This window comes from Streptomyces hoynatensis (genome assembly GCF_003626535.1).
Lineage (GTDB): Bacteria > Actinomycetota > Actinomycetes > Streptomycetales > Streptomycetaceae > Streptomyces > Streptomyces hoynatensis.
In genome coordinates this window covers 249,929-265,903 of record NZ_RBAL01000006.1, presented here as the reverse complement: position 1 = coordinate 265,903, position 15,975 = coordinate 249,929, and the positions used below count along the sequence as shown (strand labels likewise).

General features: G+C 75.3%; 12 protein-coding genes. 4 read left to right on the top strand and 8 right to left on the bottom strand.

The features are described from left to right. Positions 1 to 317: 317 nt before the first annotated feature. On the top strand, positions 318 to 3,602 hold the full coding sequence (locus D7294_RS13320; RefSeq protein WP_120679362.1) for a phosphodiester glycosidase family protein: 3,285 nt from the start codon (positions 318 to 320) through the stop codon (positions 3,600 to 3,602). Positions 3,603 to 3,659: 57 nt separating this feature from the next. On the opposite strand, the gene D7294_RS13315 is transcribed toward D7294_RS13320, so the two are convergent. Then, complete coding sequence (locus tag D7294_RS13315) at positions 3,660 to 4,244, bottom strand: TerD family protein (RefSeq protein ID WP_120679098.1); 585 nt, start codon at positions 4,242 to 4,244, stop codon at positions 3,660 to 3,662. 126 nt (positions 4,245 to 4,370) lie between these two features. Continuing rightward, a complete protein-coding gene (gene uvrB, locus D7294_RS13310) occupies positions 4,371 to 6,476 on the bottom strand; it encodes an excinuclease ABC subunit UvrB (protein WP_120679095.1) in 2,106 nt (701 codons plus the stop codon). A 276-nt stretch (positions 6,477 to 6,752) separates the two neighbouring features. Here uvrB and D7294_RS13305 point away from each other — a divergent pair, with 276 nt between their 5' ends. Both D7294_RS13305 and D7294_RS13300 read left to right on the top strand, forming a co-directional pair. Next, positions 6,753 to 7,739, top strand: a complete 987-nt coding sequence (locus tag D7294_RS13305) for a glycerophosphodiester phosphodiesterase (protein ID WP_120679093.1) — start codon at positions 6,753 to 6,755, stop codon at positions 7,737 to 7,739. 57 nt (positions 7,740 to 7,796) lie between these two features. After that, complete coding sequence (locus D7294_RS13300; RefSeq protein ID WP_120679091.1) at positions 7,797 to 8,339, top strand: methylated-DNA--[protein]-cysteine S-methyltransferase; 543 nt, start codon at positions 7,797 to 7,799, stop codon at positions 8,337 to 8,339. A 132-nt stretch (positions 8,340 to 8,471) separates the two neighbouring features. On the opposite strand, the gene D7294_RS13295 is transcribed toward D7294_RS13300, so the two are convergent. From D7294_RS13295 to D7294_RS13275, 4 genes are all read right to left on the bottom strand, one after another. Then, the gene (locus tag D7294_RS13295; RefSeq protein ID WP_120679360.1) at positions 8,472 to 9,218 is read right to left on the bottom strand and encodes a M23 family metallopeptidase; all 747 of its coding nucleotides are present in this window, start codon (positions 9,216 to 9,218) and stop codon (positions 8,472 to 8,474) included. 420 nt (positions 9,219 to 9,638) lie between these two features. Then, entirely contained in the window at positions 9,639 to 10,355 is a 717-nt protein-coding gene (locus D7294_RS13290) for a PIG-L deacetylase family protein (protein WP_120679358.1), read from the bottom strand. Positions 10,356 to 10,665: 310 nt separating this feature from the next. Continuing rightward, on the bottom strand, positions 10,666 to 11,523 hold the full coding sequence (locus tag D7294_RS13280; RefSeq protein WP_422070689.1) for an exonuclease domain-containing protein: 858 nt from the start codon (positions 11,521 to 11,523) through the stop codon (positions 10,666 to 10,668). A 94-nt stretch (positions 11,524 to 11,617) separates the two neighbouring features. After that, a complete protein-coding gene (locus tag D7294_RS13275) occupies positions 11,618 to 12,085 on the bottom strand; it encodes a type II toxin-antitoxin system PemK/MazF family toxin (RefSeq protein WP_174248344.1) in 468 nt (155 codons plus the stop codon). Between the two features lie 116 nt (positions 12,086 to 12,201). On the opposite strand from D7294_RS13275, the gene D7294_RS13270 reads away from it, so the two are divergent. Beyond that, positions 12,202 to 13,638 (top strand): WGR domain-containing protein, encoded by a 1,437-nt coding sequence (locus D7294_RS13270; RefSeq protein WP_120679087.1) that lies wholly within the window; start codon positions 12,202 to 12,204, stop codon positions 13,636 to 13,638. Positions 13,639 to 13,708: 70 nt separating this feature from the next. Here D7294_RS13270 and D7294_RS13265 read toward each other — a convergent pair whose 3' ends face one another. Together D7294_RS13265 and D7294_RS13260 are read right to left on the bottom strand one after the other, a co-directional pair. Further along, positions 13,709 to 14,557 (bottom strand): hypothetical protein, encoded by an 849-nt coding sequence (locus D7294_RS13265; protein WP_120679085.1) that lies wholly within the window; start codon positions 14,555 to 14,557, stop codon positions 13,709 to 13,711. Beyond that, positions 14,554 to 15,897, bottom strand: coding sequence for a VWA domain-containing protein (locus D7294_RS13260; RefSeq protein ID WP_120679083.1), 1,344 nt, complete (start codon positions 15,895 to 15,897; stop codon positions 14,554 to 14,556). Before D7294_RS13260 ends, D7294_RS13265 begins: the two co-directional genes overlap by 4 nt. Positions 15,898 to 15,975 lie beyond the last annotated feature (78 nt).

Below are 15,975 nucleotides of genomic sequence, written 5' to 3'. Positions count from 1 at the left end.
AGCCGCCGTGAAACCGGCCGGGGGAAGGACGAGTTGTTTGCCGAGAATTCCCGGGCGCCCTCTGGTGTAGACCGCATCCCCCTTGGAACGCTGTGCCCCCGGCCGTGCGAAACGCGCGGCCGGGGCACGCCTTTCAGGGAGTTGCTGTGTCAGGAACCACGGCGCGCAAGGGACTTTGCGCGCGTTCACTGCTCGCGGTGGGGGCCGCCTGCGCGCTGACGGCCGGCCTGGGACCGCTGGGCACCCCGGCGCCCGCGGCCGCGGCACCGGCCGGGGCCGCCACGGCCGCCGCTGCCTCGGTCACCGGGCACGACGGCATGGAGCTGTCGCGCACCGAGCAGCCGATCGCACCGGGCGCCGAGCTGACCACCTTTCGCCGGCTCGAATCCGACAAGTGGCTGAGCGCCCAGGCCCTCAGCATCGACCTCGGCAGCGACCTGCAGGTCGACTACCTCTCCTCAGGGGAGGTCAGCCACGCCGAGACGGTCGGCGAACTCGCCGCCGCGCACGACGCGGGCGAGGGCCGCACCACCGTGGCCGCGATCAACGGCGACTTCTTCGACATCAACGCCACCTACGCCCCCGAGGGCGCCGGCCTCGCCGACGGCGAGCTGCTCCAGGCCCCCGCGGGGGCCTCCCAGGCCGTCGGCTTCGGCCCGGACGACGCGGGGCGCATCCTCGACCTCTACTTCGACGGCACCCTCACCCTGCCCTCCGGCGAGGTGCCGCTGAACTCCTACAACTCCCCCGCCGTGCCCGCCGGCGGCATCGGCCTGTACACCGCCCGCTGGGGCGAGGGCGACCTGGCCCTGCCGGTGGCGGGCGCCGAGGAGGTCACCGAGGTGATCGTCTCGGACGAGGGCCGGGTCGGCTCCGTCCGCCACGAGCCGGCCGGCGGCCCGATACCCCCCGGCTCCTCCGTGCTCCTCGGCCGCGAGGCCGGGGCCGAGACGCTGGCCGCCCTGACCGTGGGCGAGACGGTGGAGGTGGAGTACGCGCCGCGCACCGGCGACGGCGGCCCGCTGCCGCGCACCGCCGTCGGGGGACGCGGCATCCTGGTGCAGAACGGCGAGCCGGTCGACTGGGAGGGCAAGCCGAACAACGCGGCCGCCGCCCGCACCGCCGTGGGCTTCTCGCGCGACGGGCAGGAGATGTACGTGATGACCGTGGAGGGCCGCCAGGCGGACTCCGGCGGGGTCACGCTCACCGAACTCGGCGTCATGATGGCCGACCTCGGCGCCTACAGCGCGCTCAACCTGGACGGCGGCGGCTCCAGCACCCTGCTGGCCCGCGTGGCAGGCGACGCGGCCCCGAGCCTGATCAACGACCCCTCCGACGGGTGGCAGCGCGAGGTGGCCAACGGCCTGGCGTTCACCGCGCCCGTCGGCAGCGGGGAGGTGGCCGGCTACCGGGTGGGCACCGTGGCGGACCCGGAGCAGGCCCCGACCGCGGGCCCCGTGGCCGGCGGCCACCCCGAGCGGGTCTTCCCCGGCCTCACCCGGCGGCTGACCGCGGTGGGCTACGACGAGACCTACGGCCCGGCCGGGGCGGCGCCGCAGCGCTGGCGCAGCGCGAACGGCCGGGTGGGAACCGTGGACGGCACGGGCGTGTTCACCGCCCGCCGCTCCGGGACCACCGAGGTGACCGCCTCCAGGCACCGGGCGAGCGGCTCCGTGGAGCTGACGGTGCTCGGCGCGCTGGACCGGGTCGAGCCCACCACGCAGCGGGTCGGCCTCGCCGACGCCGCGGCCACCGGCCACTTCGGCATCCTCGGCTACGACGCGGCGGGGGACTCGGCCCCGATCGAGCCGGCCGACGTCGCCCTGGACTTCGACGCCTCGCGGTTCACGGTCGAACCCGACCCGGCCACCGGCGGCTTCACCGTGCGGGCCGTCTCCGGCGCCGGCGCGGCCTCCGGGGTGATCACCGCCCGGGTCGGCGAGGCCACCACCCGGCTGGCCGTCACCGTGGGCCTGGAGGACACCGTGGTCGCGGACTTCGAGGACGCGGACCGGTGGACGTTCACCCAGGCCCGCGCCGCCGGCTCGCTCTCCGCGGAGCCCGAGGGCCAGGAGGGCACCGCGCTCGGCCTGTCCTACGACTTCACCCGGAGCACCGCCACCCGCGCCGCCTACGCCAACCCGCCCGCCGACCTCCCCGTCGCCGGGCAGCCGCAGAGCTTCACGCTGTGGATCAGGGGCGACGGCCGGGGCGCCTGGCCCTCCCTGCACCTGATCGACGCGGAGGGCACCGACCAGGTGCTGCGCGGCGACCACGTCACCTGGGAGGGCTGGCGGCAGGTGACCTTCGAGGTGCCCGAGGGCATTGCCTACCCGGTCTCCGTGCACCGCTTCTACCTCGCCGAGACCAGGCCGGACGCCTCCTACGCGGACGAGATCGCCCTCGACGAGCTGCGGGCGCAGACCCCACCCGAGGTGGAGCTTCCCGACTCGCGGCCCGGGGCCGACTGGCTGATCGACTCGGCGGCGGACACCGCAGGCCGCGACTGGCGGTTCGCGGTGGTCTCCGACGCCCAGTTCGTGGCGCGGGACCCCGACAGCGCGATCGTGGCGGCGGCGCGCCGCACCCTGCGCGAGGCGAGGGCCGCCGACCCCGACTTCGTCGTGATCAACGGCGACTGGGTGGACGAGGGCTCCCCCGAGGACCTGGCCTTCTCCCGGCAGGTCATCGAGGAGGAACTGGGCGACGACCTCCCCTGGTACTACATCCCGGGCAACCACGAGGTGATGGGCGGGAACATCGATCAATTCGAGCAGGAGTTCGGCCCCGCGCGGCTGAGCTTCGACCGGGAGGGCACGCGGTTCCTCACCCTCGACACCTCCTCGCTCACCCTGCGCGGCGGCGGGTACGAGCAGATCCGGGAACTGCGCAGGCAGCTCGACGAGGCCGCCGCCGACCCCTCGGTGCGGTCGGTGGTGGTGATGGAGCACGTGCCGCCGCGCGACACCACGGCACAGCCCGCCAGCCAGCTGACGGACCGGCTGGAGGCCGCGCTGCTCGAGGACTGGCTCGCCGCCTTCCGGGAGGAGACCGGCAAGGGCATCGCCTTCTTCGGCGCCCATGTCGGCGTCTTCGACTCCTACCACCTGGACGGGGTGCCGTACTTCATCGGCGGCGACGCCGGCAAGGCGCCGGCCGCGGCGCCGGACGAGGGCGGCTTCACCGGCTGGGCCCTGGTCGGCGTGGACCACGTCTCGCGGGCGGAGCAGAACCAGGCCAGGCGGACGCCCGCCGCGGGAGGTCCCGACTGGATCTCGGTGCAGACCAGGCCGCACGTGGACGGCCTGAGCATCCAGGCGCCCGCCTCGCTGCGAGCCGGGGAGACCGCGACGGCCGGGGCCACCCTGGCGCAGGGCACCGGGGCCGGGGCGCGCGAGGTGCCGGCCGCCTTCCCGGTCAGCGCCGACTGGTCGGGCTCGCGCGGGCTGCACCTCGGGCCCGCGGAGGACGCCCGCCGCGGCGACGTGGCGGCCTTCGACCCCGCCACCGGCGAGCTCACCGGACTGCGTCCCGGCACCGTGACGCTGGAGGTGACGGTCAGCGGCGAACGGCAGCGGGCGAGCCTCCTGGTGACCCGCTGAGCCGGGCCGGGGGCGCGGCCGGCCCGCGCCCCCGGCCGCCCGCGGCGCGCGGCCCGCTCACACGTGCTGCTTGATGGCCGGGAGCAGGTCCTGGAAGGTGCGGCCGTCCGCGGGGGCGCCGATGGCGGTCATCTGCCAGCCCGGGCCCTCCCGGCGCACCTTGGCCATGATCTGCCCGGTGTGCGCGCCGCCGCCGGCGAGGGTGTACCGGGCCAGCTCCTCGCCCGTCGCCTCGTCCACGAGGCGGCAGAACGCCTGCTCGACCTCGGTGAAGCGCTGACCGGTGAAGGAGTTCACCGTGAAGACGATCTGGTCGATGCGGTCGGGAACCCGCTCCAGGTCCACGGTGATCGCCTCGTCGTCCTCCCGGCCCCCGCCGCCCGTCAGGTTGTCCCCGGAGTGGGTGACGGAGCCGTCGCTGCTCGTGAGCTTGCGGAAGTAGACCACGTCCTGGGCCTCCGCGTCGGCGAAGAGCACGGCCGAGGCGTCGAGGTCGATCTCGCCGCCCCCGCCGAACACCTTGCCGAGGAACCCGCCGCGCTTCGCGGCCTGCCAGCCCAGGCCCATGCGGATTCTCGACAAGCCGCCCCCGCCCCTCTTCTCCAGGCTGATGGCCTGGCCCTTGGACAGGTCGATGCCCATGTCTGCTCTCCTTAGCGTCCTCGCGCGTCCGGTCGCCCCGGCCGGCCCGGCCGGGTGACGCTGGGGAGAGGCGAGTACCCACCGGGCCGCGGAGGACTCTCCGGCCGGGTGCCCGCGGGGGGCGGCTCAGCTCAGGCCCACCTCCCGCATCTGCCGCAGCTCCTTCTTCAGGTCGGACACCTGGTCCCGCAGCCTGGCCGCGACCTCGAACTGCAGCTCGGCCGCGGCGGCCCGCATGCGGGCGGTCAGCTCCTCGATGGTGTCGGCCAGCTCCGCGGCCGGCCGGTCGGTGAGCTCCCCCTCGCCGCGCCTGGCCGGCTTCGCGGGCACCGGCGTCTTCCTGGTCCCCGCCTGGGCCGGCTGGCGGTAGCCGGTGTCGAGCAGCTCCCTGGTGTCCACGTCCTCGCGCGCGATGGAGGCCACGATGTCGTTGATCTTCTTGCGCAGCGGCTGGGGGTCGATGCCGTGCGCCTGGTTGTAGGCGATCTGCTTGACGCGGCGCCGGTTCGTCTCCTCGATGGCCCGCTCCATGGCCGGCGTCACCCGGTCGGCGTACATGTGGACCTGGCCCGAGACGTTCCGCGCGGCCCGGCCGATGGTCTGGATCAGGGCCGTCCCCGAGCGCAGGAAGCCCTCCTTGTCGGCGTCGAGGATGGCGACCAGCGAGACCTCGGGCAGGTCGAGGCCCTCACGCAGCAGGTTGATCCCGACCAGGACGTCGTACTCGCCGGCCCGCAGCTCGCGCAGGAGCTCCACGCGGCGCAGGGTGTCCACGTCGCTGTGCAGGTACCGGACGCGGATGCCCAGCTCCACGAAGTAGTCCGTGAGGTCCTCGGCCATCTTCTTGGTCAGCGTCGTGACCAGCACCCGCTCGTCCCGCTCGGCGCGGGTGCGGATCTCGTGCACCAGGTCGTCGATCTGGCCCTCCGTGGGCTTGACGACCACCTCCGGGTCCACCAGGCCGGTCGGCCGGATGATCTGCTCGACCACGCCGTCGGACCGGGAGAGCTCGTACGGCCCCGGCGTGGCGGAGAGGTACACCGTCTGCCCGACGCGCTCCAGGAACTCCTCCCACTTCAGCGGCCGGTTGTCCATCGCGGACGGCAGCCGGAAGCCGTGGTCGACCAGGGTCCGCTTGCGCGAGGCGTCGCCCTCGTACATGGCGCCGATCTGCGGGACCGTGTTGTGCGACTCGTCGATGACCAGCAGGAAGTCCTCGGGGAAGTAGTCGAGGAGGGTGTAGGGCGGGCTGCCGGTCTCGCGGCCGTCCACGTGGAGCGAGTAGTTCTCGATGCCGGAGCAGGTGCCGATCTGGCGCAGCATCTCGATGTCGTAGGTGGTGCGCATGCGCAGCCGCTGCGCCTCCAGCAGCTTCCCCTGCCGCTCCAGCGTCGCCAGGCGCTCGGACAGCTCGGTCTCGATGCCGGAGATGGCCCGCTCCATGCGCTCGGGGCCCGCCACGTAGTGGGAGGCGGGGAACACGTAGAGGTGGTCGTCCTGGCTGATCACCTCGCCGGTCAGCGGGTGCAGCGTGGACAGCGCCTCGATCTCGTCCCCGAACATCTCGATGCGGACGGCGAGCTCCTCGTACACCGGGAAGATCTCGATGGTGTCGCCGCGCACCCGGAAGGTGCCGCGGGTGAACGCCAGGTCGTTGCGCGTGTACTGGATGTCCACGAAGCGCCGCAGCAGCGCGTCCCGGTCGATCTCCTGGCCGACCTTGAGCGGCACCATCCGGTCGACGTACTCCTGCGGGGTGCCCAGGCCGTAGATGCAGGAGACGGAGGCCACCACGATCACGTCGCGCCGGGTGAGCAGCGCGTTGGTCGCGCTGTGCCGCAGGCGCTCGACCTCCTCGTTGATCGAGGAGTCCTTCTCGATGTAGGTGTCCGTCTGCGGGACGTACGCCTCGGGCTGGTAGTAGTCGTAGTACGAGACGAAGTACTCCACCGCGTTGTCCGGGAGGAGCTCGCGAAACTCGTTCGCCAGCTGGGCGGCCAGCGTCTTGTTCGGCGCGATGACCAGCGTGGGGCGCTGCAGGCGCTCGACCATCCACGCCGTGGTCGCCGACTTGCCGGTGCCTGTGGCGCCGAGCAGGACGACGTCCTTCTCCCCTCCCGAGACGCGCCTGGCGAGTTCGTCGATGGCCGCCGGCTGGTCGCCGCTCGGCTGGTACTCGCTGACGACCTTGAAGGGCGCCACCGTGCGTTCGATGTCAGAAACGGGCCGCATGTCCCCCACCGTACGACCCGCCACTGACAACGGGCCCCGGCGGCCGTCGCGGGAGCGGCCGGGGCCCGGGTGACGCCCCGCGGAAGCCGGGATGGACGGCGGGTGACCAGGGAGAACGGTCGGGCGGCGCCGGGCGGGCTGCCGGGCCGGGGGCGCCAAGAGTTCAGCCCGCGGTAACCGCCCACCTCCCCTCCCGTTCCGGGCGCGGGAGAGATTTCCGGTGTCCCGTGGCGTCCGTGCAGTGCGCCGCGCCCCCACGAAGCTTGGAGTCCCCCCATGCCGAAGCGCTCCGCCGCCCGCCGGGCGGGCTGGGTCCTCGGTCTCGCGGCGCTCGCGATCGCCCCCTTCGCCGCCCCCTCCCTCGGCGGCCAGGCGGCGCCCGCCCGGGACGCCTCGCCCGAACTGGGCAGCGCCGCGGCCGAGTTCGCCGCCCCGCCCGCGGCCTCCCCCGGGCGCGCCGGGGCGGCCGGGCCCCGGGCGCGGGACGCGGCGGGGCCGCTGGTCGTGGGCCACCGCGGCGCCTCGGGCCACGCCCCGGAGAACACCCTGGCCGCCGCGGAGGCCGCGGCCGACCTGGGCATCGCCTGGGTCGAGACGGACGTGCAGCGCACCGCGGACGGCGCGCTGATCCTCATGCACGACACGACGCTGGAGCGCACCACGGACGTGGAGGAGCGCTATCCGGGCCGCGCCCCGTGGAACGTCTCCGACTTCACGGCGGCCGAGATCGCCACCCTGGACGCCGGGAGCTGGTTCGGCGCGGAGTTCGCCGGGGAGCGGGTGCCCACGCTCGGCGACTGGCTGGCGGGGCTCCGCTCGCGCGGCCAGAGCCTGCTGCTCGAGCTGAAGTCGCCCGAGCTCTACCCCGGCATCGAGGCGGAGGTGCTGGCGGAGCTGGAGCGGCTCGGCTGGCTCGGCGGCGAGCCGGGCGAGCGGCTGGTGATCCAGAGCTTCGACGCGGAGGCGGTGCGCACCGTGCACGCGCTGGCACCCGGCGTGGAGACCGGGTTCATCGGCGCCCCCGACCCGGCCGACGTCGCGGAGTACGCCGAGTTCGCCGACGAGATCAACCCGAGGTACCGGGACCTCACGGCCGCGTACGTGGCCGGCATCCAGGCGCACACGGGGCCGCAGGGCCGCCCGCTGAAGGTGTACGCCTGGACGATCGACGACGGGCCGGCCGCCGTGGCGGCGGCGGGCCTCGGCGTGGACGGGATCATCAGCGACGTGCCCGACGTCGTCCGGGACGCGCTCGCGGGCTGAGGCGGCCCGGGCAGGAGGCGCGGGGCCGTTGTCGGTGGTGCCCCTTAGGTTGGGCGCATGAGCCGTGACACCTCCTGCGCCTGGACGGTCAGGCCGACGCCCATCGGGCCGCTGCTGCTGGCCGCCACCGCGGCCGGACTGGTCAGCGTCGTCTTCCACGCGGACGCCCGGGTCACGCGCCGGGCCCTGGTGCGGCTGGAGGCCGGGCTCGGGCTGCGGCCGCGGCGCTCGGCGGAGGACGCCCTGCTCGCCCGCGCCGTCCGCGACCTGGACGCGTACTTCGCGGGCGAGCTCAGGCGCTTCGCGCTGCCGCTCGACTGGTCGCTGGTCTCGGGCTTCACCGAGCGGGTGCTGCGTGAGCTTGCGGCCTCGGTGCCCTTCGGCAGCGTGGTGGGGTACCGGGAGCTCGCCGAGCGGGTCGGGGAGCCGGACGCCGCCCGCGCGGTCGGGGCCGCGATGGGCGCCAATCCGCTGCCCGTGATCGTGCCCTGCCACCGGGTGGTGGCGGCCGACGGCGGCATAGGCGGCTTCGGCGGCGGCCTGGAGACGAAGCGGAGCCTGCTGGCGCTTGAGGGCGTGCTGCCCGCCCCGCTCTTCTGAGCGAGGCGCGGGCCGGCGGCCCTGGGCCGGGCGCCGGCGCGGCAGGGCCCCCGGCAGGCGTGCGCCCGGCGGCGCCGGCGGACGGGCCGCCGGTCGCGCGCCGGGCGCGGGGTGGGGGTCTTCGGCCCCGGATCAGTCGTCGACGCCCTTCTCGTGCAGGAAGGCCATCGGGTTCACGGCCGAGCCGTAGTTCGGCGTGGTCCTCACCTCGAAGTGGAGGTGCGGGCCCGAGGTGTTCCCGGTGTTGCCGGAGCGGGCGATCCTCTGGTCGGTGGAGACCTGCTGCCCCACGGTCACGTCGATGCGGGACAGGTGGGCGTACTGCGTGTAGGTGCCGTCGGCGTGCTTGATGACGACCGCGTTGCCGTAGGCAGGGCCGTCGCCCGCGCCGTTCGGGCCCGCCTTGACGACCGTGCCGCCGTGGACGGCGTGCACCGGGGTGCCGACGGGCACGGCGAAGTCCTGGCCGCTGTGCTTGTGGGCCCAGCGGTCGCCGCTGTTCCCGAAGGATGCCGTCAGCTCGTAGTCGTCCGATATCGGGCTGACCCAGTGCTTGGCCGCCTTCTCGCGGGCGCTCTGCGCGTCCTTGGCGTCCTTGGCCTGCGACTTGTCCTGCTCGGCGGCCTCGGCCGCGGCGCGCAGGGCGGCCGCCTGGCCGTGCGTCTCCTTGGCGAGCTGGGTGGCCACGGTGCGCGAGGAGAAGGCCTCGGGCTGCTCGTGGCCGCCGTCGGAGGCCGCCGCGACGCCGGTGAGGGCCGCGGAGGCGGCCGCGCCCGCCGTCAGGAGGGCGACGGCGCGGTAGCGGAGGCGCGAGCCCTTGACGGCGCGCGGCGCGCGGCTGCCGGGGCCCTGCGGGGGCTGCTGCGTGCTGTTCGGCATGGTGTTCGGCATGGGGGGATTACCTCGAAGATTCGGGAGAATTCCGGCCGAACGCGACCGGACGAATCCCATTGATAACGACCGATTCGCCCGATTTCAAGGACCCTGTTACTAGGCGATCCCGTACGGAAAAGGCGGCCGAGGGGCCCTTGACGGCCCCGGAGAACGGGCCCGAATCGCCCGTCTCCCCGGCCCAGCGGCCCGTCCGCCGCCCGCCCGCGCCTCGCCGGCCTGCGCTTTTCGCCTCGGGGCCGGAGGTCGGCGCCTTCCCGGCCCGAATTCCCCAGGGGCCTGGGCCGAAAGTCCCGGCCCTTTGTCACATTTCCCTCCTACCGGTTTTCGTAGGACGCCGGGGCCCTGTGACAGAGGCCACCGGCAAAGCCGCGGGCGGCCGGTTCGCCGACGGCCCGCGGCGCCCGCTCAGCGCGGAAAGAGCTCGAAAGCGACGCAGCGGCGCCCGCCGAATCGGGCGGCCGCGTCCCCGGCCACGCGGGTGAGGAACTCCCGCGCGTAGGCGGCCGGCTCCGGAGCGCCGAGCGCGGTGAGGTAGGCCCGGTGCTCGGCGAGCGAGGCGACGGCGCGTTCCAGTGAGCCCTCGCTCACGGCCTGGGCGTGGGTGGCCTCGGGCGAGCCCGCCACCGCCACCCAGCGCACCCCGCCCCAGGGCGCCGGCCCCTCCTCCCCGGGCTGCCCGGCGAAGATCCAGCGGTTGCCCGCGTCGCCCGCCGCGTCCAGCACCGCGCGGCCCACGGCCCGGTGGTCGGGGGTGTTCCAGGTCCGGCCGCCCCAGGTCTCGCGGTGGTTGAGGGTGATCAGCAGCTCCGGCCGGTGCCGCCTGATCGCCACGGCCAGGTCGCGGCGCAGCGCCGGGCCTTCCTCGATCACGCCGTCCCGGTGTTCGAGGAACTCCACCGCGTGCACCCCGACCACCGCCGCGCTCGCGAGCTGCTCCGCGGTGCGCACGCGGGCGCACTCCGCGGGCGCCAGCCCGTCGATGCCGGCCTCTCCCCTGGTCACCAGCAGGTAGGTGATCTCACGCCCCGCATCGGTCCATTCGGCGATCGCCGCGGCGGCGCCGTACTCCAGGTCGTCCGGGTGGGCGACCACGGCCAGGGCTCGCCGCCAGTCGAGGGGCATGGGCGCCAGCGCGTCCACTCCGGTCACGGCGCGTCTCCTTCCACGGGTCTCGTCGGGGGTCGTTGCCCGCCGCTCACCCTAGGCCGCGTCGTGACCCGGCGCGGTGACCGGGTGCGGTGATCGGGTGCGGTGACCCGGCGCGGTGACCGGGTGCGGTGACCGGGTGCGGTGATCGGGAGGGCGCACCGGCTTCGGCGTCCCGCAGGGCACCCCGGGGGCGCTGCCGCACCGCGCGCACGGCGCGGCACGAGCCGCGACGCTCCGCCGCCCGGGAGCACCGCAGGGGGACGCGGCGCGCGCCCCGTCCGGGTCACCCCGCGGGGGTGCCCCGGCCCGGCGCGTCCCCGACCGCGGCGGGCGCCGCGCCGCCCTCCCCGGGCGGCGGCGCCGGCGCGGGCAGCGCCGGGGGCGGGATGACGGGCCAGGCCGTCGCGCCGGGCGCGGAGGGCGTCCAGGGGGCGTCCGCCACGGGCTGCCGCGCCGTGGGGCCGGGTGCCCCGGGCGCACCGGCGGCGGCGTGCCGCCGCAGCCGGGCCCTGCCCTGCTCGGCGGCGGCCCGCACCTGGAGCGCGTGCAGCTCGGGCGCGGTCAGCGCGCCGAGCGCCGGGTGCCGCCCGCCCATTCGCCTGGCCACCCCGGCCGCCGCGACCGCGTCCGCCCCCGCCTCGTGCGGACGGTCGAGGGCCACGCCGTAGAGCGCGCACAGCACGCCCAGGTTCCGCTTGCCCCTGCGGTAGTGGTCGGCGTGCCGGTCGAGGACCAGGGGGTCCACCACCGGCGCGGGCGGCCCGCCCAGCCGCGCGGTCAGCGTGGCCAGGCCGTGCCTGCGGCATTCGCGGTCGAGCAGCGTGAGGTCGTATTTGGCGTTCATCACCACGAGCGGGGTTCCCGCGGCCAGCGAGGCCGCGAGGTGGGCCGTCATCTCCTCGATGCCGGCCCTCGCCTCGCCGCCGTGCCGGCGCACGTGCGCGGTGTCGAGACCGTGCACCGCGGTGGCGGCCTCGGGGACCGGCACGCCGGGGTCGAGCAGCCAGGAGCGGCGGGCGAGGAGCCGCCCGCCGGGGCCGAGCAGCACCCAGGCGCCGGACACGACGCGGTCGCGCTCGACGTCGGTGCCCGTGGTCTCCAGGTCGAAGCCGGCCAGCGGCTCACCGGCCCAGCCGCTCAACGCGCCACCCGCCCCGGGGGCGGGGCCTGGCGGCGTGCGGGCGGTGCCTGGCGGCGGGCGGCGGGGCCACGCGCGCCCCGGGTCGGCCGGGTCATCAGCGCCAGCCGTGCCGCAGCTGGAGGCTGTGCACCACCCGGTTGAACCGCGCCCGGTCCAGGGCGCAGGCCTCGCGCCGCATGCCCTCGGGGTGCACCCGCAGGACCCGCTCCAGGTGGACCCACGAGTCGCGGGCCGAGCGGTCCCAGGGGCCCGAGCCCAGGGGCATCCACTCCGGGTCCCGGCTCCTGTCCTGGCTGGAGAGCTGCACGGCGAGCAGCGTCTCGACGCCCCCGGCCCGCGGCTCCCTGGCGACGACGAGCACGGGGCGGTCCTTGCCGCGGCCGTCGTTCTCCTCGTAGGGCACCCAGGTCCAGACGATCTCGCCGGGGTCCGGGTCGCCGTCCGGCCGCGGGGAGTACTCGGTTCGCACGGCGCCGACGGCGCGCGGCTGGATCTCGACGGTGGCGGCCGGCCCGCGGCGCCCTGGGATCTCGGCTATCTCACTGCGGTCGGTGGGCTCCATGGGCCCACGCTATCGCCGCGGCCCCGGACCGTTGTCAGTGGCGGCCCCTAACGTGGGTGACAGGTGGTGATCGACGGTCACGGCGGCCGTGGGACGCCCAGGGGAGAGGAGTTTTCGTGGCCGGGACCAGGACCTATCTGGAGCTGTCGGAAGAGGGCGGGGGCGCGCACAAGTTCTACGAGGTGACGGTGAACGGCACGGAGGTCTCGGTCCGTTACGGCCGGATCGGCTCGGCCGGCCAGCTCAAGACGCAGGCGTTCGCGACCGCGGAGAAGGCCGCGGCCGCCGCGGCCAGGAAGATAGGCGAGAAGGTCAGGAAGGGATACGCCCCGGCGGTCCAGGGGCAGCGCGCCGCCCGGTCGGTGACGCGCCGCCAGGTGACCTCGGCGCCCTCGACGGCCCGCGCGCTGGCCCCCGTGATCTGGCGCTTCAGGACCGGCACCGCCGCCTTCGGCATCCACGTGGACGAGGACCGCTGCTGGGTGGGGAATCAGGCGGGCGAGGTGTACACGGTCTCGCACGGCGGCGAGGTGCTGGCCAGGTACCGGCTGCCCGACGGGGTCAAGTGCCTGGTCGCCGACGACTTCTGGATCTACGCCGGCTGCGACGACGGCACCGTCTACGACCTGTCGAGCAAGCTGCCGTTCGCCGCCTACGAGATAGCGGCCGACGTGGACATCTTCTGGCTGGACATCCACGAGGGGGTGCTGCACGTCTCGGACCGCAGCGGCGGCCTGACGGTCATCGACCACGAGGACGAGTTCCAGTGGTCGCGGTCCGGCGCCGGCGACCACGCCTGGATGGTGCGCCGGGACGAGCGGGCGGTGTTCCACGGCCACGGGCGCGGGGTGACGGCCTACGCGCCGGACGGACGGGGCGAGCTGTGGCACACGCCGACCACGGGGGCGGTGCTGTTCGGCTGGCAGGAGGCGGACGCGGTGTACGCGGGCACCGACCGGCGGGTCGTGCAGCGGCTGTCCAAGGCGACCGGCCGGATAGAGGCGACGTACGCCTGCGACGCGGCGGTGTACTCCTGCGCGACGGCGCCCGGCGGCCAGTACGTGTTCGCCGGGGACGGGGCCTCCTCGGTGTACTGCTTCGCCCAGGACGGCCGGCGGCTGTGGAAGCTGGGCACCGGCAGCGGCTCGGCGCTGTCGATGCAGTATCTGGACGGGCGGCTCTACCTGGTCACCACGGACGGCTCGCTGGCCTGCGTGGACGCGAGCGAGGCGGCCATCGAGAACGCCAAGGACGGCCAGGTGCCCATCGCACGGGACGTCAAGTCGGCCGCCGCGCTGCCCACCTACACCCCGGCGACCGCCGCCGCGGTGGCGACGGTCGCCACGGTGCCGGACTCCGGGGTGGTGGTGGAGTGCGTGCAGGACGGCGGGCGGCTGCGGGTGCGGGTGGCCAGCGCGGGCTTCGACCCCTCGTGGAACGTCCAGTTCCCCCGGCACATACGCCAGGCCGGCGCCCGGTACGTGGTCGACGCCGTGCACCCGGCGGCCGGCGGCTTCTACCGGGTGCGCGGCGAGATCAGGCGCCTGGCCTGACCCCGGCCCGGCCCCGGCCGGCCGCCGGCCGCCCCCGGCCCGCCCGGCCGGCCCGGCCCGCCCAGGGCCCTCAGCCCGCGGAGGGCCGGCGCGGGCCGCGCACCAGGAGGTAGCCGCCGACGGCCGCGACGGCGCCGAGCACGCCACCGCCCGCGGTCCACAGCCAGCGGTCCGTCCACCAGCCGCCCGACCAGCCGCCCTCGGGCTCGGGCACGGCCGCCAGGTACCGCGCCTGGTCGCCGTCCTCCTCGGTGCCGTCCCCGGCGCCGTCCCCGCTGCCGGCGTTCTCGTCCACGCTGCCCGCGCTGCCGACCGGGAGCAGCGGCGCCGCCAGTTCCCCGCCGAAATCCCCGGCGCCGCCCTCGTCCTCGACGGTGGTCCAGGCCTCGGCGCCGATCGGCAGGCCGAGGTCGCGGTCGGGCAGGTCGGTCACGGTCAGCCGCAGGTAGTAGGCGCCGGGCAGCGGGTCGTTCGACCAGGGCTCGGCCCAGGAACGCACGGTCCTGAGGGTGCAGTCGAGGCTGATCTCGGCGTCCTCCTGGGCGGCCACGGCCGTCTGCGCGCCCGAGACGCACGCCTGGCGGCGGCGCAGCCCGTCGTAGACGTCGATCCGCCAGGTGGAGGGGCCGCTGCGGGTCGCGGAGTCCGGCAGGGTGACCGTGGCCTCGGCGGTGGCGGTCTGCCCCGCGGCGACGGGGAAGACCCAGTACAGGTAGTCGCCCGTGGAGGCCGTGGCCGTGCCGTGCTGTCCCTGGTCGAGGACGGTGGCGGTGCGGAAGGTGGTGCCGGCCTCGGCCGGGCTTTCCTCCCCGTCGCCGCCCTCGCCGTCGGCCCTGGCGGGGCCGGCCAGGGCCAGCAGTGCCGCGGCCGCCAGCAGCCCGGCGCGCGACAGCCTCCTCGTGCGCGTGCGTGCCGTCATGACGCCCTCCCTATGGCGGTTCCCAGGCGGGCCAGCAGGCCCCAGGCCAGTCCGGCGACGAGCCCGGCGCCGGTCAGCAGCACCAGCGGCACCCAGCCGCGGGCCAGGCCGAAGGCGGCCACGTCGCCCGGTTCCCCGGGTGCCGAGACCACGTCCACGGTCAGCTCGACCGGCAGGCCGGGCTCGCGCTGCACCGCGTCGGGGGCGGAGAAGGAGTCGCCGACGTCGAGGCAGACGTAACGCACCCCGGCCTCGCCGTTCCCCTCGCCGTCGCCGGAGTCCCCGCTTGCGCCGTCCGCGGTGGACTCGCCGTCTCCGTCCTCGTCTTCCTCCTGGGGCACCGGGTAGCGCAGCCCGGTGGAGACGACGTCCGTGCGCCCGGAGCCGGCGCCGGTGCCGCGGGTGAGTTCCCGGCCGCGTTCGTCCACGGCCCGGAGCAGCACCCCGTAGTCGGGGTTGACCTCCCGGTCGGCGGCGACGCTCACCGAGGCGCGCAGTTCCTGCCCCGGCTGCACGGCCACCCGGTACCAGCGGTGCTCGCCGAACACGGCGCGGTCGTTGTAGACCCCGACGCCGAGCTGCGGGGCGTCCTGGCACTCCTCCGCGCCGGCCACGTCGGTGGGCTCCTCCACCGGCAGGTCCGCGCGCCGCACCAGCTGGTTGAGCCGGTCGCCGAGCTGGCCGGCGTCCTGGACCGCGGTGTAGGTGCCGCCGGTGGCCTCGGCGATGCAGCTCAGCTGCTCGCGCACCGCGTCGTCCAGGGTGAGCCCGAGGGTGTCCACGACGAGGTTGGTGCCGCTGGCGGCGAGCTCGCGTGCCACGACGCAGGGGTCGGGGTCGCCGCAGGAGTCCTCCCCGTCGGTGATCAGCACGACCCGGCGGGTGCCCTCCTCGTCGCCGAGGTCCTCGTTGGCCCCGCGCAGCGCCAGGCCGATCGGGGTCCAGCCGGTGGGCCGCAGGGTGGCCACCGCCGTCTTGGCCTCGGTCCGGTCCACGGGCCCGACCGGGTACAGCTGCTCGCTGTCCTGGCAGCCGACCTCCACGTCGTCACCCGGGTAGGTGGCCCCCAGCGTCCTGATGCCGAGGTACACCTCGTCGGGCACCGCGTCGATGACCTCGTTGAACGCCTGCTGGGCCGCGGCCATCCGGGACTGCCCGTCGCTCATGTCCCGTTCGCGCATCGAGCCGCTGACGTCCAGGACCAGGTCGACCCGGGGCGGCGGGCCCTCCTGACTGTCCGGGGTGGTCTCGTCGGCGACGGCTCCCGTGGTGAGGGTGCCTGCCATGAAGGCGGCGAACAGGCCGCAGAGCAGCGCCGCCGACCATCTCCTTGTGATCATCCGTGGATAGTATTGATCAAGTCGTCCGGGCCCCAAAACGGCGAGGTGGCCTGGCCGTTGGGCCGCTCGGGGCCGGTA